The organism is Paenibacillus borealis, from assembly GCF_000758665.1.
Classification (GTDB): Bacteria; Bacillota; Bacilli; order Paenibacillales; family Paenibacillaceae; genus Paenibacillus_AQ; species Paenibacillus_AQ borealis.
This window is the reverse complement of record NZ_CP009285.1, coordinates 2,147,035-2,166,842: the sequence shown is the minus strand read 5'-3', so window position 1 is coordinate 2,166,842 and position 19,808 is coordinate 2,147,035. Positions and strand designations below refer to the sequence as shown.

Genomic DNA, 19,808 nt, shown 5'->3' with positions numbered 1-19,808 from the left:
CACATAAGGCGGGTAAGCCCACATTGAGGGCAGGTTTCTGCGGGAGTTGCTGAAGAGGGGAAGGCTCCGAAAGCTGCCCTATATACAAAAGGGAGCGAATCTCCGCCATGGCGAAAATCCCTCCCTTGTTATTCCTTATTCTTTTCCAAGATAATGCAGTTTAAACTCCGACGGGGTCATGCCCGTGTACTTCTTGAACACCTCGCTGAAGTAGCGCCTGTGCTCATACCCGAGATCCAAGGCAATCTCCTGTACCTGCAGGCCGTCAATCAGCATCGCCTTGGCCTTCTCCATCTTCTCATGCATCACATACTGCTGGAACGACACCCCCTGCACCTTCTTGAACAGGTTGGAGAAATAGCCCTGGCTGAGGCTGATCTGCTTCGCGACCTGCTCCAGCGACAGACTTGTATTCAGATGCTCCCGGATATACGCCTTGGCCTGTTGAATAATCCGCGTGGATTCCACGGAACGGGCTTCCTCCACCAGGGAGCAGGCCTCCCGGCATAGATCATCGAGCAGGCCGCGGATATCCTGCAGTGAAGGATGCACCCGGTGCTTCATAACTTCAATACTGCGCTCCAGCGGCTCTACCTGTTCATAGGGGAACTGCTCCAGCATGACACGGCAGATCCGGAAGCTCAGCTCGTAGCCTACGCTTTCGACATAACGCGGCTCGGGCAGGAGATCATTATCCAGCAGCTCTGCGAACAGCTGATCGAGCACCTGCAGGCTTTTGCCGGTATTCCCGGAACGCAGGGCGAACAACAGCTCCTGCTCGGCCGCTGCTGAATAGCTGTGGAGCGCGAGCGGCTTATTCTCGATATCGCCGTAGTTATATACACCGTTGCCGCCGGTATAGAAGTGATACCCCAGGGCACTGAGCGCCTGCCCGTATGCAGCGGCCAGCTCATGAATCGAAGCTACCCCCAGCCCCATGCCTATTGAAAGTGTATTGCGGGAGAATCGGCTTACATTCGTGCAGCAGGCCTCCGTGATCAGCGCCGCGGTATCCGGGTCCGAACCGTTAATAATGCAGACATAGCGGTCTGTCGCCTCACGGATAATCACCCCGCGGGTCCAGGCGGAAATCGTCTCTTCGAGAATATTATGCAGGCTGAACCTCAGCAGCTCAACCTCCTGTACAGGCTGACCCTGAAGCTTCTCCGCGAAATGGTCAATCTCCGCAACGAACACGAAGAAATCATGCTGCGCCAGCGGAATCTCGAGATACGCCCATCTGGACCGGGCATCCGCCTCCGTGGTCTGGTGATGGAGCAGGAAGGTCAGGTACTCCTGGCGGAGTATGGGCATGCTCTCTTTGATCCGGGACTCCATTGCTGCAAGTCTGGCTGTCTCGTGACGCTCCTGCAGGCACAGCTCCTTCGCCTTCAGCACCACCTTCACAATCTCATCCAGGGAAAAAGGCTTCTTCACGAAATCAAGCGCTCCCAGCCGGATCGCTTCCTGGGCATAGGAGAACTCGGAATAGGCGCTAAGAATAATTATCTTGCAGCCCGGCAGGAAATCCAGAATCGCCCGGGTCATCTGCAGCCCATCCATTCTCGGCATGCGGATATCGGTCAGCACCATATCCGGCCGGGTCTCACGGATCATCCGCAGCCCCTCTTCACCGTCAAGCGCCGTGCCTGCGACCTCAATGCCGTGTTCCTGCCAGGCCGGCTTACGGGAGATCATCTCCACTACACTTTTGATATCGTCGATAATACACAGCTTGAACTTCCCCTGCTCCTGGTCCTGGTCCATTCTCTATCTCTCCTCCCATAGCGGAATCCACAGATCCGTCCGCGATCCCTTGCCTGGTTCTCCGTCTACTTCCATACGGGCGTCCGCCCCGTAATACAGCATTAGCCGGTGCCTGATGTTGAACAGGGCGTAGCCTTTTTTGGATAAGGGTGCGGTGTTCATCCCCTGCTTCACGCTCGCGGCATCCAGCCCCCGTCCATTGTCCGCAAGTGAAATATGCAGCATCCCCTGCTCCCTGCCCACCGTAATGTCAATCCGTCCACCCCCGGACCGGTCGCTGAAGCCGTGCTGGATACTGTTCTCCACAACCGGCTGCAGCATGATCTTCGGAATCTGGCAGGCCAGCAGCTCCTCATCCTCCACGGTCACGGTATATTCGAACAGATCTTCATAACATTTCTGCTGAATCGCGAAATACTGCCGGACATGGGACAGCTCGTCCTCCAGCGAAATCAGATCCTTGCCTCCGCTGAGGCCGATCTGGAACATCTGTGACAGCGCCAGAATCATCTCATTCACATCGTCGTTCTCGCCCATAACCGATTTGCAGTAGATTGTATTCAGTGTATTGTACAGGAAGTGAGGCTCCATCTGCGCCGTAAGCGCCCGGATCTCCGCATGCCGCTTGTCCTCCTCCTTGGATTTCACATCCTCGATCAGTGCCTTGATCTCCGACATCATCCGGTTGAACTGGAAGCCAACCTGGGCGATCTCATCATCGTACCTGCTCTCATACACCACACTGAGCTGGTTCTCCTCCACCCTGCGCATCAGCCGCCGGAGCTTGAACAGCGGCTTCAGCAGGGCTGAAGTCAGCTGATTGGAGATCAGCCAGGTCGTCAGCAGAAAAACACCGATGACATACAGCGTTGTTCGCTGCACCCGCTGCAGCTTGCCCAGCAGCTGATCCCGGGACTGCATGCCGGAGATGATCCAGTCCGGTGAGGCTGCCGATCTTTTATAATTCACCAGATACTCTTTGCCGTCATAGCGGTAGGTGTGTTCCTGCTGAGCAGCCTCATCCCCGGACTCCGCCAGCACAGGCTTCCAGGGGAACCTGCCGCGGAACGGCCAACGGGATTCTACCACCGCATCCCCTTCTCCGCTCAGCAGGTAATAATTCCGGCCGGGCTGCTCCCCGCCCTGATTCAGCAGGCCGTCAATCCGGCTCTCCTTGATGTTCACCACGATATACACATTGCTGATCGGCGTATACGGGTATTCATAGATTCCCCGGACCACGAAGGAGATCACCCGCTGGTTCCCCGTGAACAGCCGGTCATAATGCCCTTTGGCCCAGTAGCCGCCCGGCTGCTCCTTACTCAGATCATTTAATTCCGAGCCGTAGAACGAGTTGTCCTGCGCACGGATCTGGGTGGTGGAGTAGAAATCGCCGATCGGCGTAACGATCAGCACATTCTCGATAATCGGCTGATTGAACGTTGCCTGGGAGAGCACATATTGCAGATCTGACAGATGCACATAATAATTCGACACATCATGGCTGAACACATCGAGCATCATCTTCCGGTAGGCATCGCTCAGCATCAGCGACTGCACGGACAAGGCCACATCGTTCAGCCGGGAATCGAGCAGCTGTGTGGTTTTGCTTACCGTTTCCTGGCTGCTGGCATAGGCATTATCCTCAATCTCCTGCGCGGCAATCCAATACGAGAAACTGCCCATCGCGCTGATTGATAGCGTTATCAGAACAATGAAAGAGAACAGAATCCTCTGCTTGATCGATATCCGGTAATATCTGCCTGCGAGCTGGCGCCAGACTTTGCTCCCAATCGCTAAGAATATCCCCATACTCTACCCTTCCTCCGCTTCGTCTCTCTGACCTGCATAATTACACCTGAGACTTACGGCACTTGTCCCTTGTACAATACGGCGCGTCCCCGCCCGGCGTCAAGAGGAACGGATCTGAGAGCGTTGTAGGAAGAGTCGCAGGGACAGTGGCGGAACCCGCTCCATGCCGATCCTTCAGGCGTCCGGAACCGCTGCATTTAGAGGATGGCCTGCTGATAAGATGGGGATTAGCGAGTCAGGACGGGCAGGTAGAGAGGCAGGTGGAGGAGCAGGTGGACGAGAGGTGAACAAGCAGAGGGCAACAGCCGTAAACTTGGATAAGTTCATATCCACTCAATAAGAATATATGGAATTATTTAGAAGTATTATAACTTTAGCGACTATTAAGGCCTCAGGTGTATGCTGTAACCCATCCATAACGTTTTTAATTGAAGGTCCAAGAACATTTAGTGGAAATAGTACACCTAATTTCATGATGCCAAGCGATCATATAAAATTAGATGGATAAACGACACTTATTCAAGACAATTCACCCGAAGCAAGCCAATCTAAGGAAACTAAATGTATTTTTTCCAACTAATTCATGAGAATAGTCAATTTCAAGGAAATTAAATGATCTTTTTCCACTTAATCTCCGCCAGTCGAACTGGATCGGTAAAATTAATAAAAGCAGCAGGCCCCCGGTTACAAGAGGGCCTGCTGCTTAACACAATCCTTTCCATCAACGCGCCACCGCCTGGCTACAACCGCCCGCCCTGAAGCGCAGCCTCCAGCCTGCCGCCGAAACGGCTTCCCAGCAGTTCGTAGCCTTCGGCTCCCGGATGCAGGCCATCCGTCAGCAGCCTGCCATCCTCCGGGCCGAACCATTCGAGGCCGTCCAGGTAATGCAGATGACGGTCTCCCCGTTCCTGCAGCAGCTTCGCGGTTTCCGCAATCTCCCGGCGCATGAGCGGCAGGGTGAAGCCGAGCTTGTTCTCCTCCGTCTCCCGCTCCGTCCCGTAGATCGGAGAGATGACGGCCAGCGGCGTCTCCTTATGCTTCTCACGGATCGTCTCCAGCATGCCGATCAGCAGCGGCTTGAACATCCGCGGGCTGGAGGCTGCTGCACCGTATATATTCACTCCGACGCACAAGGTAATCAGCTCAGCCGGCAAATCGCGGATCAAGCGGCCCGCCATCGGCTCCATCAGGCAGTTGCCGGAGAAGCCGAGATTGGTCAGATGAAAGCCGCACTTCCCGGCGGCAATGACCGGCCAGGTGCGCGAAGGGCTCGACGCTGCCACACACTGGGTGATGGAGCTTCCATAGGTGATCCACCTTGGCCGGTTATCCGGCAGCGGTTCAGCAGCCGCTTCATCTTCGATCTGCAGCCCGCTTAGCGTAATGCCGGTATTCTGCGGCAGATAGATTTCCAGCTCCTTCATACCGGACGGAAGCCCGGTGAATAAGGCTTCCGTGCCGCCCGCAGCAAGCCGGAGCGTCTGGAGCAGCACGCCGCCAATAAGACAGTCCAGTGCGGCAGCCTCCGCAAGCGGACTGAACGACAAGGCCAGTATCCGGGAGCCGGTGGCCAGCCGCAGCCGGATACCGGAGCAGATCTCCGCCTTGCCGTTGATCCCGTCCGGCGGATACAAGTCATAATCCCGGTAAGGAATACGCCAGGGCTTGATCCCCTCCTCCCGGTGCTCCAGCGAAACCGCGCCGTGGAACCACTCATCCGTCAGAGGAAGGCTCTTCACCGCCGTTCCCCTGCTTCCCTGCTGTCGGCCGCCCCGGTGCCCGGAACGAAACCCTCCCCCAGCCACACATCCTGCTCCAGCAGACGCTGCTGAAGCTCAGGGATCGAGATGCTGCGGGAATTCGCGCCGTCCCGCAGCGCCAGCGATGCTGCCGTCCCGCAGGCCTGGCCCATCGAGAAGCAGTTCGGCATCACCCGCAGAGAGCCCTGAACCGCCCGATCCGAGGACACGGAGCGCCCGGCTACCCACAGATTGCGGATGCCTACGGGAAGCATGACCCTGTAAGGCACGCCGTGGGAGACTCCCGGCGGCAGATGATTGAAGGTCATATCACTCTTGCTGGTAGCCAGGTGGATATCGATGTAATAGGCATTGCGGGCGATATCATCCGGAAAAGAGCGCGCCGCAATGAAGTCGTCCACGGTCAGCATATAATCGCCCTGGATACGCCGCGTCTCTCGGATGCCAAGCTGCTCACCGCTTGCCACCAGATGTGCCGCCCCGAAGCCCGGCACATACTTGCGGAAGAATTCCAGCTGCCGCAGCACGGTCCGGCGGCCTTCAATCGCTCCGCGTGTCAGCTCCTCGGCCTTCGTTCCATCCACCCCGAACACATGGCCGAAGTTGACGCCGACCAGATAATCACTGACCCAGGCCAGGCCGGAAATCGATTTACGGCCTTCCGGCAGCGCCCCTTCAGCCATTGCCAGTTCAACCGTCCGGTGCAGCTGACCCGTATCTCCCGTTTCTTCCAGGAAGCGGTTGAACTCCTTGCGGTCCACATTCGCCAGCAGATAACACATGCTGCCCGGCTGAAGCTCTCCTTCCCCGCCGCCTTTCTGGAAAGGAACGCCCGACAGGGCAGCGATGTCCCCGTCACCTGTGCAGTCAATAATATATCGGCAGCGGATGAAGGACCGCCCCGATTTGTTGACAATAATCACGCCCTCGACACTCTGTCCATCCGGTGACAGCACAACATCATAGACAAAGGTATGAAACAGCGGCGTCACACCGCTCTCGAGAATGGCATCGTCGTAGACGCGCTTAAGTACTTCCGGATCAATGGGCACCCAGTCCAGCATTTCGCGGTATTCCTCCTGATAGCCCGGCTCGCAGGACTGCTTCATCCGCTCCATCAGCTTCAGGCCGAGGCCGCGGATAATCGGCTTGACCTTGTCCGTGTAGGGACAGAAGGCAGGTACAAGCGCTACAGTTCCCATGCCGCCAAAATAACCCCGCTGCTCCACGATCATGGTGCTTGCGCCGCCTTCGGCAGCGGAGATGGCGGCGGCAATGCCCGCCGCCCCGCCGCCGATCACCAGCACATCTACCTCGCGGGAGACCGGCACAGCTGCAGATGGCAGGGTAATCTGTCCATATTTCATATCTCCGTAATTAATATGTCCGTGATTCATCATCGTCCTCCTTGTAAGGCCGGTTTAGTTATTCAGTACCCTACTCCAGACAGAGCCGGAGCAGGTCATCTACATGCGCAGTCGCCAGACATTCCACCGTATCCGCAGCACCGTAATAAATTTTGACCTCCCCGGTATCCTCCAGGATCATCCCGCCGGGAAAAATCACATCGTTGCGGAACCCGCCCGAGGTTTCATACAGCGCCTCCGGTGCCAGCAGCGGCGCTGCCGCCCGGCCGATAATCCGGTTGGGATCTTCAAGGTCAAGCAGCATAATTCCGGCAGTATAGCGCTTTTTCCAGCTGTCTTCCCAGCCGTTCTTGCCCCGGCTGCGGTCGAGATCCACGGCATGGAATGTCGTCAGCCAGCCCTTGTCCGTCTTAACGGGAGGGGCGCCGGGACCCACCTTGTCATTGGCATACGCCACATTCTCAACAGCCAGCAACAGCTTGTGACTCCCCCAATACTTCAGGTCCGGGGAATCACTCATCCACATGTCGAAGCGGTCCAGTCCTCCCCGGCTGTAGACGGGCAGCGGACGCTCAAGCCTGACATATTTGCCGCCGATCTGTTCCGGGAACAGCACCATATTACGGTTATCCGGCAGCGACAGGCTCAGCACCTCGAAGGAGCGGAAATCGTCCGTCACGGCAATCCCGCCGCGCAGGCCGTGAAGCGTATCGACGGCGAAGCACAGATAGCAGCGTTCGCCAATCACAGTCAGACGCGGATCATACACCCGGACCACTTCCTCATCATGCCAGGACCAGCAGGGCTCCGGCTGCACCTCCCAGCTTACTCCGTCATCGCTGAAGGCCAGTCCCAGATTCGTTGTATGATGAGGAGCGACGATCCCCGTACTCTCATCCCCGTAGTCATTGCGGAATACCATTACATATCTGCCCTTGAATTTCGTCACCCCGGCGTTGAATACCATAGCCGGCCCGTACGGGACATCCGCAGGCTTCAGAATCGGGTTAAGCGGATGCCGGACCATTACCGGACTTGAAGTAAGTGTTCCTATCGTCAGATCGTTCATTATGGAAGATTCTCCTTTGCACATACAAGATTATAGCTACCCTTTCACCGAACCGGCCGTAACCTGGATGAAGGTCTTGTTCGCCAGAATATACGCCAGCAGCATCGGCAGAATGGACAGGCAGGCCCCGGCCATCATCAGATGGATCTGCATCGCGGCCGAGGAGCCGTAGCGTAGATTCGCCAGCCCGACAGTCAGCGTCTGCAGCTTCGGATTGGTCATCGTGAATACCAGCGGCAGGATGTATTCGTTCCAGGAATGGCGGAAGGCGAACAATCCGGCTACACCAAGGCCGGGAGTCAGCAGCGGCAGAATGATGCGGAAGAAGGTGCGGATGAAGCCGGAGCCGTCGACCATAGCAGCTTCATCCAGCTCACGAGGGATCGCTTTGAAGAAGCCCTGCAGCATGAAGAAGGTGCTGGAATGGGCACTGACCAGAATCAGGATGACTCCCCACAGCGTCGTATTCAGATGCAGCGCAACCATCAGATCGAACTGGGGACGCAGCACAATCGCACCAACCGAGATGAACATCATGGACGCCTGCACCGTGACATATATCCGTTTGCCGGGGAACTCACGCCGGTCCACCACATAGGCAGCCATCGAAGCTACCAGCAGCGTCCCAATCGTAACCATCACACTCATAAAAGCACTGTTCCAGGTATAACGGGCAAAGTTGGCCTGCTTCCAGGCTTCCGCATAGTTCGCAAATTGCATCTTTGCCGGAAACAGGCTCCCGCCGGTCATCATTTCCGCTCCGGTCTTCAGCGAGCCGGTCAGCGTCATCAGCAGCGGAAACAAGGTCAGGAGCGCTGTTGCCAGCAGGAACAGCCACATCACCGTCCGGGCCGCTATTCTTCCGGCATGGCCGCCGGGCTCCCGGGGGACGGACTGCTTCAGCCCGGCCGGCTGCTTGGATATCACATGTTCGTTCATTGGGATCAACCTCCTAATACACCTTGTTCATTTTGCGGCTGAAGAAGAAATACAATCCAGTAACCGCGCCGACAATTACGGCGGACGCGAAGCCCACGGCACTGCCGTAGCCCAGCTGCTGCGCTACCGGCGAACCGGTGGATACAGGGAACAACAGCTTGTAGAGATAGAGATACATGACCTCGGTTTTGCCGATCGGTCCGCCTTCTGTAATGACCATGATGCTCTCATAGCCCTTCAGGGAAGCGATAATCGCCAGCATAATGACCATCTGGGCAACCGGAGCCAGCATCGGAAGCGTGATATTCCAGAAGCGTCTTCCGGCGTTCGCCCCGTCAATGGCCGCGCTCTCGTACAGATCCTGCGGAATGCTCTGCAGCCCGGCGAGAAAGAGCAGCATATAGTTGCCGACCGCACCCCAGACCGCCACGATGATAACCGTCAGCATCGCATGCTTCGGACCCAGCCAGTCGACCGGCGCTGAGACCAGGTGCAGCTTCATCAGAACCGTGTTAACCATCCCGTTATAGGAATTGAAGATGTTATAAAAAACAACGGAGATCACTGCCGTACTAATCACGGTCGGCATGAAATAGATGCCCCGGAGCAGACTCACCCCGCGCAGCTTGCCATTAAGAATGACAGCCAGCAGCAGGGACAACGGCAGGGTCAGCAGCAGCTTGCCTCCGGCAAAAACGAAGGTATTGCGGACTGACTCCCAGAACAGGCCGTCCCGCAGCAGCCGGCTGAAATTGTCCAGCCCGATGAACAGCGCCTCGCCATATCCGGCATAATCATAGAACATATAGCGCAGCATCCAGAACAGCGGATAGATGCCGAGGGTAAGCGTCAGAATAATGCTTGGCGCAAGGAACAGGGAATTCTCCCCGAGCCTTCTCCATTTGTAAATCATATGTTGTCCTCCTTCGGGGAAAGCAAAGGGGCTGCGCCGGGAATCCCGTACAAGCCCCTTCCTAACCTGTTATTCTCCCTGCGGTTTCAGCGGATCAAAGGCGGCATTTGGCGTAACGGTAACCTCGCCCTTCTCTACCGCTTTGGACAATGCGGCATTGTATCTTGTGTTCAAATCTTCGGTAATCGCCTTGGCGTCTCCGCCTGCAAGGATATATTTGAAGAAAGCATCCGCATAGGTAGAGCCTTCCGGAGTGACACTTGGCACTGCGGGCCAGAGAGAGTCATGCTCGCCGACCAGGAAGCCTTCCATGCCGTTAATTTCAGGGTTTTTGGCCTGTTCCACAATGGTTGGCACTACGGCAATCCCGAAGCCTTTTTCATGATACGTCTTCAGAATATCGTCGCCGTACATGTACTGCATGAATTTCCAGGCCGCTTCCTGATGCGCTGATTTGGCACTGATGCCGAGCCAGGTACCTGCGGACACGATTTCAGAGGTTCCTTTAATCTGTCCATCCAGCGTTGGGGCCAGGGCGCCCGCCCAGTTGATTTCTGTCGGGAACTGGTCCTTGTACACGCCCGGCTCTGTCGAGAAGGAGAGGTACATCCCGATTTTGCCTGCCGCGAATTGGGCGCGCAGCGGGTCGATGTCCAGCGTCTCTGCCCCGGGCAGAATGCTTCCGTCTTCATACATCTGCTTGAAGTACTCGATGGTCTGCGAGTAAGGTGCGAAATCAAACTGGCCTGTCTTCAGGTCGAAACCGAGGCCCTGATAGCCGCTCAAGGAGAGAATCTCCCGGATCGAACGGTCAAAAGCCGACTTCGGACTTTTGAAGTTCAGCGCGAAGCCATACACGCCTTCTCCTTTGCCCTGCTCGGTAATCTTCTTGGCATCATCGACCATTTCCTGGAGCGATACAGGCGGATTCGCGATGCCCGCTTTGGTAAACAGATCCTTGTTATAGATCAGACGCAGGGTGAGGCCAGTATTAGCTAATGAGTACACCTTGCCGTCAAAACGGTTAACATTGTCGATGATTACGCTGCCGAATTTCGTTTTGATGTCATCGGTAAGATAACCGTCAATCGGTGCCAGATATCCTTTTTTGACAAATTCGGCTGTATTGCCGCTCTTCAGACGGAGCAGATCCGGTGCCTGATTGCTGGTAAAAGCGATATCCACGCTCTGCGCGTAGTTCTCGGACATCACCGTCAGCTCCACCTGGATATTCTCGCCGTTCGTCTCATTGAACTTGTTGATCAGCTCTTTGATATATTCCTGGTCATGACGGTCGTCCGTCCAGTATTTAAGCTGTACAGGCTCGCTTGCGGCAGTATTGCCGCCAGCAGCAGCCGTTGCTGCCGGAGTTGCCGTGCCCGCTTCAGGTGCTTCAGTTGCCGCACCCTTGTTGCTGTTCCCGCCGCCGCAGCCTGCGATTCCGGCCGCCAGCATAAGGCTCAGGCTGAGACCCAACCATTTTTTCTGCATACGTGTTCTACCCCTTTGATTAACATTTGTATTGTGAGCTCGTTTTTTATTATAAGCCCCCTCCCCCGCAAAAGGAGTGCGGCAGACTCACTCTCTAGGGACAGAAATCTATGGTTCTTATCTACCGGATGCTCCTTGTCCGGTCAGGTTTCCAGCCTCATCGTATTTCCGGAGATACGCCAGCAGCTCTTCAAAATTAACCCGGGATATCCCCGCCTTCTGATCTGCCGCGCCATAAGACATGATTAAATCCTCGCCCATGACAATTCCTCCGGTTGTAAACAGGCAAGGGGTAGGGTAATCTCCTGGAATTTCCCAGTCCCGCTCGGCATACATCAGACGGTCGGAGCACCGGTGAATCACAGCTGGGAAATCATTATCCTGCTCCTTAATGATCATGAAGGATTGCGTATAGCCGAACTGTACATTTTTCTTCGCGTGATAGGATACCAGCCATTCTCTGTCCCCCAAGGCTACCGGCGGCCAGCTTGCACCTACACGATCCTCCTCCCAGTCAAAGACCGGGTAAGCCAGCAGCCTGTGCACCGCCTTGGGCGAGGCAAAATCCGCTATGGATTCCGCTGCTGCCATATAAATCGATGGCTTACCCGCCTTCTCTCCCCCTTCAAAGGGGAGGACATTCATCGGCCGGTGCAGCATAAGATATTGCATTTTACCGGCAATCTTCATCTTCCGGGGAAACAAAAACACGTCGCGGTTATCGCTGACATGTCCCTCGGTAAGCGGGCCTACATACTGAAAAGCGCTTTCATAGTTACCCTGCTTCATCTTATCCAAATTCAGCCTGTAGAGCACACTGACCGTGTCGTTGGCCCGGGCCGATTGAATGAACGGGTCTGCCCCATCTCCGGCAAAGATCCAATCCGGAACATATTCAAACCGCGTCTGCACCGGAGGCTGCTGGCTGCTTAGCCAATAGGGGCCGGGGGGAAAAGGACGGCAGGCCACCGTGACATACAACTCATCCTCAATATAAAAGATACGCGGGTCCTCCACACAGCCGTTAGCATAATTCCGCACTTCATTTCCGTAAATATCCGTGATGTACAGCTCATGCTCCTCATACCCCAGTGCAGGCGCCAGAGCGGGTCTTGAAAAGTCTGCCTCCCAAGATTCTCCCGCATCCCTGCTGCTCGCATAACCCAGAAAAATCGGATACGGATCGTGACAGCCCTCTCTTCTTTTGTGTCGCCATGGCCCGGTTGCCCGGAATAGCATATGGATTTCATCAGAATCAGGGTCTTTAATAATCGCCGGATTCAGAACCATTTTATCCGCCCAATCACAGCCTGGTACAGGCTCAAGAGCGGGTCTGTCCAAATAGCGGAATTTCGGTTTCATCATTTCATATTCCTCCTGTTTCCCATCCTAGAATAAGAGCTTTTGCCGTTTTCAGGAATCACCTTATCATACGAAACCCCTGATTTCAAAAGCCTTTTGCCATAAAATCAGCTTCTAAACTAAAACAGTAAGATCCGTCAAATCAAAAAGGAAGATCCATCATTCCCGCCTGGCCGGCAAGCGGTTATGATAATTTCTGCAGGTGAAATCAGGCTCAAGGAGGCGTACTATGAACCGGGAAAAAGTGCATGATATTGTCATTTACGGCGGAACGGCTGCTGGGATTATAGCTGCTGTCCAAGCCGCAAAAATGGGCAAAACCGTGGTAGTGATCGAGCAGGGACAGCGTATTGGGGGCTTGACCAGCGGCGGTCTGGGAGATACGGATGTAGGGATGAAGCACGCGGTCGGCGGCCTGTCCCTGGAGTTCTACCGGCGGGTAGCCCGGAAGTATAATGAAGACGGGGCACGCTGGCTGTTCGAACCCAAAGTGGCGCTCGAAGTACTGCTGGACCTGGCGGCCGAACACCATATCGAAGTCGTCTGCGGAGACAGGCTTGAGCTTCAGGACGGGGTGGGCAGACAAGGCGCCACAATCACTTCAATCCGCATGGAATCCGGGAACACCTATCGTGGCAGGATGTTTATTGACGCTACGTACGAAGGCGATCTGATGGGGAAATCCGGCGTATCCTATATTGTCGGCCGGGAGCCGAATTCAGCGTACGGAGAGACATTAAACGGCATTCAGCCCGGGGATGAGCTTAATGAGCTGCCCAACGGAATTGATCCTTATGTCATTAAAGGAGTACCCGCAAGCGGCTTGCTCCCGCGTGTCAATGCTGCCCGCGGCGGCAGCACCGGCGACGGTGACAACAAGCTTCAGGCGTATAACTTCCGCATGTGCCTGACGGATAATCTGGACAACCGCCTGGAGATCGGCAAGCCGGAGGGGTATAACGAGGCCGATTATGAAATTCTGTTCCGGGCTATCGAGCAAGGACAGCGCTCCCGTTTCTTTAAATTAAACCGGGTTACTGCCGAGAAGACGGATTCCAATAACAACAGCGGCATTTCTACGGATTACAACGGAATGAACCATAGCTATGCAGAGGCGGATTATCCGGCAAGAGAACAAATCCGGGAGGCCCACCGTATCTATCAGCAAGGTTATGTCTGGACCCTGCAGAATCATCCGCGGGTGCCGGAGGACATCCGGGCGGTCTACAAGCCGTGGGGGCTGCCGCTTGATGAATTCACGGACAGCGGCCACTGGACGCCGCAATTATATATCAGGGAATCCCGCAGAATGATTGGCGATTATGTGGTTACAGAGCATGATGTCAGACTGGACAACCCGGTGCCGGATTCCATTGGAATGGGCTCCTTCGCCATGGACTCGCACCACACCCAATATTATGTGAACGAAGAAGGACATGTAAGCACAGAGGGCGGATTCTATGTGAGATTGGCTGCACCTTACCCGATAAGCTTCCGGGCTGTTGTGCCGAAACGGACGGAGTGCACCAATCTGATCGTACCGGTATGTGTATCTGCAACCCATGCTGCCTACGGCTCGATCCGGATGGAGCCCGTCTTTATGATCCTGGGGCAATCGGCTGCGGCTGCTGCAGCACTGGCGCTTGATGGGGATGGCATTGTTCAAAACGTACAGGTGGAGCAGCTGCATTCCATACTCCTTCAGGAAAATCAGGTTTTGTATGCAGAAGTCTAATCTGTGTATCCATCCGGATGGAACCGAAGCCCGAATTTGCGCCGGTATTCACCCGGAGAATGTTCAAAGTGTCCGCGGAACATCCGGCAGAAGTGGGCATAGCTCTGGAAGCCCGTTTTGTCGGCTATCTGTTCAAGCGTCAGATCACTGTACATCACCTGCTGCTGCGCAAGCTTCAGTCTGACGCTGATACAGTAGGCGAACATGGATTGGCCAAAAGAAGCGTTGAACAGATAGGAGCAGCGGGAGACACTTAACCCGGCGGAGGCCGATATCTGCTCCAGGCTAAGCGGTTCATGGGCATGGTTGTCTATGAATAACTTAAGCTTGTACACGGTATCCGCTCCCTTGGTGCGCGGATTGACCCAATCACATGCTCCAGGGTCAGGCAAAACGTTCTCAGAAGATAGTCCATGATCTCGTCCAGGTTTTGCATCATTTTTTTCTTCTCGCTGATGATATGCTTCCATAGCGTAAGCACCGTATCGTCAAAACCGATATTCGTTTTTACGGGCAGGCTTGTGTTAGCCCACCACGAGTCCAGCCACTCCCCCTTGCCGGCCAGGAAATAGTCCGAAGCAGGCTGAGTCTCACCCGATGCTGTTAGGTTTCGGGGCTGAACGTTTAGTCCGTAGGGCTGACCGGGAGGATAAATGAGCAGGTCTCCGGGGATGATGGTCTCGTAATTGCCCGCCACCAGCGCCCGGCAGGTACCTTCCGCCTGAAACCGGAACAGATAGTAGGTCAGCCCCTCTTCGTACTTAACGGAGTGGGGCTTCGTGTGTGCGAAATAATTAGCATAAATGACGCCGGAACGATGCGGATCTGGCTTCGTCATCGGTAAGGTTTCTCCTCCGGACGGTCAGGATGATAGCCTGCCCTGAATTCCGAAGGTGTCTGCCCGGTGATCTTCTTGAACATTTCGCTGAAATACCGCCGCTCCTCGTAACCTGCTGCAAGGGCGACCTCCTGCACCGGCATCCCTTCTACCAGCAGCGCTTTGGCCTTCTGGATCTTCTCCATGGTCACATACTGGGTGACCGTCATACCGGTCACCTTCTTGAAAAGACTGGAGTAGTAGCTCGCGCTGAGATGGACGTGAGCGGCGCAATCCCCTACCGTTATATCCTCAGAGAGATGGCTCTGAATATAATCGAGTGAGGCATAGATAACCTTCTGCCCCTCGGACAGGCTGTTCTTGCGTACCAGTGCGGCCCCTTCCACGCATAACTCCAGCAGCTGCCGCTGGAGAGAAGCCAGCGGCAGTCCGGCTGTTCCCTGAACAGCCCTGAATCTCTGGATCAGCGGCTGGATATCCGCATACGGAATCAGCTCATAGAAGCTCCGGATCGCCGAGGCAGCCAGCTCATCGTACAGGCTGAGCAGATAATCCGGATTCTGCCGGGAGACCAGACTCTGGAGGCTTGTCGAGATATCCTCCAGAATAGCCGCTGCCTTGCCGGTATTCCCGGAGCGCAGCGCCAGCAGCAGCTCGTCCTTGTATTCCAGGGACAGCGGCTCCTGGCTGCCGGCCGGGAGAATATCGTCATAGCGGATGGCTGCATTGCCTTCCGTGAACAGATGATAGGCCAGCGCCCGGTTGGCCTGCAGATAGGAATCGGGCAGCTCACTCGTCTCCTCCACTCTGCCTCCGACCCCGACCGAAACCGTGAACTTGGTGTAGCGTTCAATATTCCGGCAACAGCGTTCGGCGATCTCGACCGCACTGGGCGCGCTGCAGTCATTCATAACCGCCAGATAGCGGTTATGTCTGGCGCGGAAGACTACGCAGCGCGCATATTCGGCAATCGTCTCCTGCGTGATATTGAGCAGCGAGAAGCGGATCAGCTCCACCTCGCGGATGGACAGCTCGGCTGCCCGCTCCTGAAAGTGATCGATCTCAAGCAGCATCACCACAAACCCCTGCGGGTTCAGATCGATATTCAGGAATTCCCAGCGGGCCGCCGCCTGCTCCCAGGCTGTACGGTGGCTGACCAGCAGGGCGAAATATTCCTGCCGCAGCACCGGCAGACTCTCCCGCAATCTTTTTTCCATCTCCCGCAGGGTAAGCAGCTTCGACCGTTCTTCCAGAATCTCCGCCTTCGCCCGCAGCACCGCCTTCATAATATCCTCTTCGGTAAACGGCTTGACAACAAAGTCAAAAGCGCCAAGCTGGACAGCCTGCTGCGCATATTCAAAATCGGCATAGCCGCTGATCAGAATCACCTTACAGTCCCGGTGGCGTTCCAGCACGGCCCGCAGCATGGACAGTCCATCCATCCTCGGCATCCGTATATCCGTAATGACAAGATCCGGGCGCAGCTCCGAGATCATGTCCAGCCCATCCTCCCCGTTGGCTGCCGTACCCGCCACCCGGATACCCTGGTCCGCCCAATTCATGCAGGTGAGTCCTGCGACTACGCTTTTGATATCGTCTATAATGCACAAGCTGATCACACCATTATCGTCCATCCTGATGCTCCTCTCTCTTGGGTAAAGAAATGATGACCGCCGTTCCCCTGCCTGGCCCGCTGTCCACCCGGAACACCGCACTGTCCCCGTAATACAGCTGCAGCCTGCGGATCAGATTGGACACGGCATACCCCTTATCCGATTCCCTCCAGAAGAGTGCCCGGACCTGATCCTCCTCCATGCCTGCTCCATTGTCGCGGACCGTAAGGCACCAGCGTTCTCCCTCTTCCAATATCTCTATATCAATAACTCCGCCGCTCTCCAGATCGCAGAAGCCATGCAGGATGCTGTTCTCCACCAGCGGCTGCAGCAGAATACGCGGAATAGCGAGTGTATTCAGCGATTCATCCTCTACGTGGATTTCATAACGGAACAACCCTTCATAGCAGCTGCACTGCAGCTCCAGATACTGGCGGACATGCTCCAGCTCCTTGGACAGCGTGGTGATCTCCTGCCCCTTATTCAGCCCCAGCTGAAACAGCCGGGACAGCGACACTACCATTCGCTGCGACTGCTCCACCTGCTTCAGATTCAGCTTCCAGTAGATCGTATTCAGCGTGTTGTACAGGAAGTGGGGGTCCATCTGCGCCGACAGCGCCTTGATCTCCGCCGAGCGTTTATTCGTCTCTGCCTCGGTGACTTCCCCGATCAGCACCACAATCTGCTCAAGCATCCGGTTGAACCGGATACCGACCTGAGCCAGCTCATCCCCGCTGCTGCTCTCGAACCGGGCGGTCAGATCGTTGCTTTCCACCTTTTTCATCACCTTCATCAGACCCTGCAGCGGCCTCAGCAGATAACGGGTAAATGCGCCGGATACCATCATTGTGACCGTGAAGGCGGCGAGGGCCACCACCACAAGCATCCACTTGACATAGATCATATCCTTCAGCACGCTGGCTTTGGACTGGATTGTAGTCATCGTCCAATCTGCGATGCCCAGATGAGCATAGTTCAGCAGATAGGATTCACCGCCTAGCTTAAACGTATTGCTGAGATCCCGGCTGCTGCTGATCCTACCGGTCAGATGACCGCCCTCCACCGCCTGCCGGACCAGCGGGTCCTTCACAGAATACACAGGCTCACCTGAAGCGTTCAGCAGGAAGCTGCGCGCCCCGCCCCCGGTACCTCCGCTTACCAGCTTGCGGAAGCCGTCTTCGCGGATATTGACTACGATATAGACACCGCTGACCGGAGTATCGAATATGGGCTCCAGAATCAGTGAGATCACCCGGTCCTTGCCGGAGAACAGCATATCCTCATGGCCCTCGACCCACAGGTTCCTCTTCTCCTGTTCAATGCGCTCATATAGAAACGTATCCTTGAATTCCGTCAGCCGGTTGCGGTTCATCGACGACGGGTAAAACTCCCCGATCGGCGTGGACACATAGATGGACTGAATCAGCGGCTCGGCAATCCGCGCCTGTGAGAAAACGTTATCAAGATCATTCAGATGGGTATAATATCTGCCTGTGTCCCCGGAGACGACATCCCTCATCATATCGTGAAAAGGCTGGCTGATCATAAAGGTCATCATAATCAGTGTCAGCTTGTTCAGCTTCTCGTCGATGATCTGTGCCGATTTGACGACGGTATCCTGGGTGAGCTTCAGCGCATTCTTCTCCAGGATCGCCGCCGAGATGGAATAGGACAGTCCTCCGGTCATCAGCACAGAGAGGAGAATCACGGCCAGGAATGCGGTTTTTAATTTACTGCGGAACGATTGCTTCCGGAAATAGTCCAAGCTCTTCACGCCTTCCTGTGTACATGCCTGCTCTTCGATTATGTCACCCGGACCCGGGGCCGGGCAATAAGCGGCTTAAGATACAGTGAAATCACCGTATGCGGAGCATGGATTTACCGTATATACAGGGGGAGGGGGCAGTTCCCCGCTCCAACCCGATTCAAGGGGATTCCCCCTCTCCTTCTGCCAGTTCCCCGTCCCAGCCGGATTCAGAGGAATTTCTCCCGCTCATTCCGCCAGGCAGCGTCTTAGCTGAAAAATAAAGTCGAGTTGGCGCCTTCATGGATGAGGCCTTAATGGATGAGGCTTTATGGCTGAAGCGGATTTGCAAGTTAGCACTTCCCGCACGTTCTCTGCGAGTGCTTGGCGGAGCTTATCATAGCCTAGCTGCCCGGACCATCAGCTAATCAAACGGACTGAAAATCCGCTATTTGCCCAAATCCGGCAGATTTGCTGGCAAAGCGGACTCAGATTCCGTTAATGGGCCCGCCGCAGCCCGTTTCACGCCCAAATGAACACAATAGCGGATTCTCAGTCCGCATAAGCCTCAAAAAAGGGGTTTTCCGGGAAATAAGAGCTTTTGAGTCCGCTTCACTCTGCTGACGGTACGCTCACCTGCTCCAGTAACCTGTACCGTGCACCTAGCAGACAGCAAGCAACAACCAGTAATCAATAATCAGTAATCAGTAATCAGTAATCAGTAATCAGTAATCAATAATCAATAATCAGTAATCAGTAATCAGTAATCAGTATCCAGCAGCCATGAGCCAGTAACCTGCAAACAGCAGCCAGTAATCAGCAACCAGTAACCATGAGCCAGTAACCTGCAGACAGCAGCCAGTAATCAGTAACCAGCAGCCAGTAACCTGTAATCATGAGCCAGTAACCTGCAAACAGCCAGCAAGATGCACATTATTGCGCCAGCCTCTGCCCGGCAAAGATAAAAACACCCGGATGGCTAATCACGCTGCAGCGGATGCGGCCTGTGCAGCTTATATAGATTATAAGGCCACCTCACCCCACTCCAGGCAGACTACTTCCGGGCAGCCCCGCTGAAATCAAGCGCACTTTTGCCCCTCTTTCCCGCCTATCGTCCGCTTTCGGCGGATTCAGGGGCACTAATGCCCCTCATTCACTCCTACCGCCCAATTTCGGCAGATTCAGGGGCACTAATGCCCCTCATTCACGCCTATCGCCCGCTTTCGGCAGATTCAGGGGCACTAATGCCCTTCATTCACGCCTATCGCCCGCTTTCGGCAGATTCAGGGGCACTAATGCCCTTCATTCACGCCTGCTGCCCGCTTTCGGCGGATTCAGGGGCACTAATGCTCCTCATTCCCGACTGCTGCCCGCTTTCGGCGGATTCAGGGGCACTAA

The 19,808-nt window shown here is 55.3% G+C and carries 14 protein-coding genes; 1 reads left to right on the top strand and 13 read right to left on the bottom strand.

The features are described from left to right. Positions 1–135: 135 nt before the first annotated feature. The 9 genes from PBOR_RS09085 to PBOR_RS09045 all read right to left on the bottom strand — a co-directional run bounded on the left by PBOR_RS09085 (position 136) and on the right by PBOR_RS09045 (position 12,483). Positions 136–1,767 carry a response regulator gene (locus PBOR_RS09085; RefSeq protein WP_042211397.1) on the bottom strand — a complete coding sequence of 544 codons (1,632 nt, stop codon included), beginning with the start codon at positions 1,765–1,767 and terminating at the stop codon, positions 136–138. A 3-nt stretch (positions 1,768–1,770) separates the two neighbouring features. After that, entirely contained in the window at positions 1,771–3,579 is a 1,809-nt protein-coding gene (locus PBOR_RS09080) for a cache domain-containing sensor histidine kinase (RefSeq protein WP_042211396.1), read from the bottom strand. Between the two features lie 740 nt (positions 3,580–4,319). Continuing rightward, positions 4,320–5,318 (bottom strand): SGNH/GDSL hydrolase family protein, encoded by a 999-nt coding sequence (locus tag PBOR_RS09075; RefSeq protein ID WP_042211395.1) that lies wholly within the window; start codon positions 5,316–5,318, stop codon positions 4,320–4,322. Further along, positions 5,315–6,739: an FAD-dependent oxidoreductase gene (locus tag PBOR_RS09070; RefSeq protein ID WP_425415518.1), complete on the bottom strand. Its 1,425-nt coding sequence runs from the start codon at positions 6,737–6,739 to the stop codon at positions 5,315–5,317. Before PBOR_RS09070 ends, PBOR_RS09075 begins: the two co-directional genes overlap by 4 nt. A 37-nt stretch (positions 6,740–6,776) precedes the next feature. After that, positions 6,777–7,775, bottom strand: coding sequence for a glycoside hydrolase family 130 protein (locus PBOR_RS09065; RefSeq protein ID WP_042211394.1), 999 nt, complete (start codon positions 7,773–7,775; stop codon positions 6,777–6,779). 36 nt (positions 7,776–7,811) lie between these two features. After that, positions 7,812–8,714, bottom strand: coding sequence for a carbohydrate ABC transporter permease (locus tag PBOR_RS09060; protein ID WP_042211393.1), 903 nt, complete (start codon positions 8,712–8,714; stop codon positions 7,812–7,814). A gap of 13 nt (positions 8,715–8,727) precedes the next feature. Then, entirely contained in the window at positions 8,728–9,627 is a 900-nt protein-coding gene (locus tag PBOR_RS09055; RefSeq protein ID WP_042211392.1) for a carbohydrate ABC transporter permease, read from the bottom strand. 69 nt (positions 9,628–9,696) lie between these two features. After that, positions 9,697–11,118, bottom strand: coding sequence for an ABC transporter substrate-binding protein (locus tag PBOR_RS09050; RefSeq protein ID WP_042211391.1), 1,422 nt, complete (start codon positions 11,116–11,118; stop codon positions 9,697–9,699). A 117-nt stretch (positions 11,119–11,235) separates the two neighbouring features. Then, a complete protein-coding gene (locus PBOR_RS09045) occupies positions 11,236–12,483 on the bottom strand; it encodes a glycoside hydrolase family 130 protein (protein WP_245648098.1) in 1,248 nt (415 codons plus the stop codon). A 226-nt stretch (positions 12,484–12,709) separates the two neighbouring features. Between PBOR_RS09045 and PBOR_RS09040 the strand changes: the two genes are divergently transcribed. Then, positions 12,710–14,215: an FAD-dependent oxidoreductase gene (locus tag PBOR_RS09040; protein WP_042211390.1), complete on the top strand. Its 1,506-nt coding sequence runs from the start codon at positions 12,710–12,712 to the stop codon at positions 14,213–14,215. Here the strand turns inward: PBOR_RS09040 and PBOR_RS38010 are convergent. Genes PBOR_RS38010 through PBOR_RS09025 form a run of 4 tightly spaced genes read right to left on the bottom strand, consistent with a single transcriptional unit; the run spans position 14,212 to position 18,440 of the window. Beyond that, a complete protein-coding gene (locus PBOR_RS38010) occupies positions 14,212–14,550 on the bottom strand; it encodes a helix-turn-helix domain-containing protein (protein WP_245648096.1) in 339 nt (112 codons plus the stop codon). The two genes, PBOR_RS09040 and PBOR_RS38010, sit on opposite strands and share 4 nt — an antisense overlap. Then, a complete protein-coding gene (locus tag PBOR_RS38005) occupies positions 14,526–15,053 on the bottom strand; it encodes an AraC family ligand binding domain-containing protein (protein WP_245648094.1) in 528 nt (175 codons plus the stop codon). The genes PBOR_RS38010 and PBOR_RS38005 overlap by 25 nt, the downstream gene beginning before the upstream one ends. Continuing rightward, positions 15,050–16,687: a response regulator gene (locus tag PBOR_RS09030; protein ID WP_042211388.1), complete on the bottom strand. Its 1,638-nt coding sequence runs from the start codon at positions 16,685–16,687 to the stop codon at positions 15,050–15,052. Before PBOR_RS09030 ends, PBOR_RS38005 begins: the two co-directional genes overlap by 4 nt. After that, the gene (locus PBOR_RS09025) at positions 16,677–18,440 is read right to left on the bottom strand and encodes a cache domain-containing sensor histidine kinase (protein ID WP_245648092.1); all 1,764 of its coding nucleotides are present in this window, start codon (positions 18,438–18,440) and stop codon (positions 16,677–16,679) included. The genes PBOR_RS09030 and PBOR_RS09025 overlap by 11 nt, the downstream gene beginning before the upstream one ends. Positions 18,441–19,808 lie beyond the last annotated feature (1,368 nt).

Bases quoted from the DNA above. Each gene is read 5' to 3' on its own strand.
- PBOR_RS09050 (WP_042211391.1), bottom strand. From the start codon at position 11,118: ATGCAGAAAAAATGGTTGGGTCTCAGCCTGAGCCTTATGCTGGCGGCC.
- PBOR_RS09060 (WP_042211393.1), bottom strand. From the start codon at position 8,714: ATGAACGAACATGTGATATCCAAGCAGCCGGCCGGGCTGAAGCAGTCC.
- PBOR_RS09055 (WP_042211392.1), bottom strand. From the start codon at position 9,627: ATGATTTACAAATGGAGAAGGCTCGGGGAGAATTCCCTGTTCCTTGCG.
- PBOR_RS09030 (WP_042211388.1), bottom strand. From the start codon at position 16,687: ATGGACGATAATGGTGTGATCAGCTTGTGCATTATAGACGATATCAAA.
- PBOR_RS09070 (WP_425415518.1), bottom strand. From the start codon at position 6,739: ATGATGAATCACGGACATATTAATTACGGAGATATGAAATATGGACAG.
- PBOR_RS09065 (WP_042211394.1), bottom strand. From the start codon at position 7,775: ATGAACGATCTGACGATAGGAACACTTACTTCAAGTCCGGTAATGGTC.
- PBOR_RS09085 (WP_042211397.1), bottom strand. From the start codon at position 1,767: ATGGACCAGGACCAGGAGCAGGGGAAGTTCAAGCTGTGTATTATCGAC.
- PBOR_RS09040 (WP_042211390.1), top strand. From the start codon at position 12,710: ATGAACCGGGAAAAAGTGCATGATATTGTCATTTACGGCGGAACGGCT.
- PBOR_RS38005 (WP_245648094.1), bottom strand. From the start codon at position 15,053: ATGACGAAGCCAGATCCGCATCGTTCCGGCGTCATTTATGCTAATTAT.
- PBOR_RS09080 (WP_042211396.1), bottom strand. From the start codon at position 3,579: ATGGGGATATTCTTAGCGATTGGGAGCAAAGTCTGGCGCCAGCTCGCA.
- PBOR_RS09045 (WP_245648098.1), bottom strand. From the start codon at position 12,483: ATGATGAAACCGAAATTCCGCTATTTGGACAGACCCGCTCTTGAGCCT.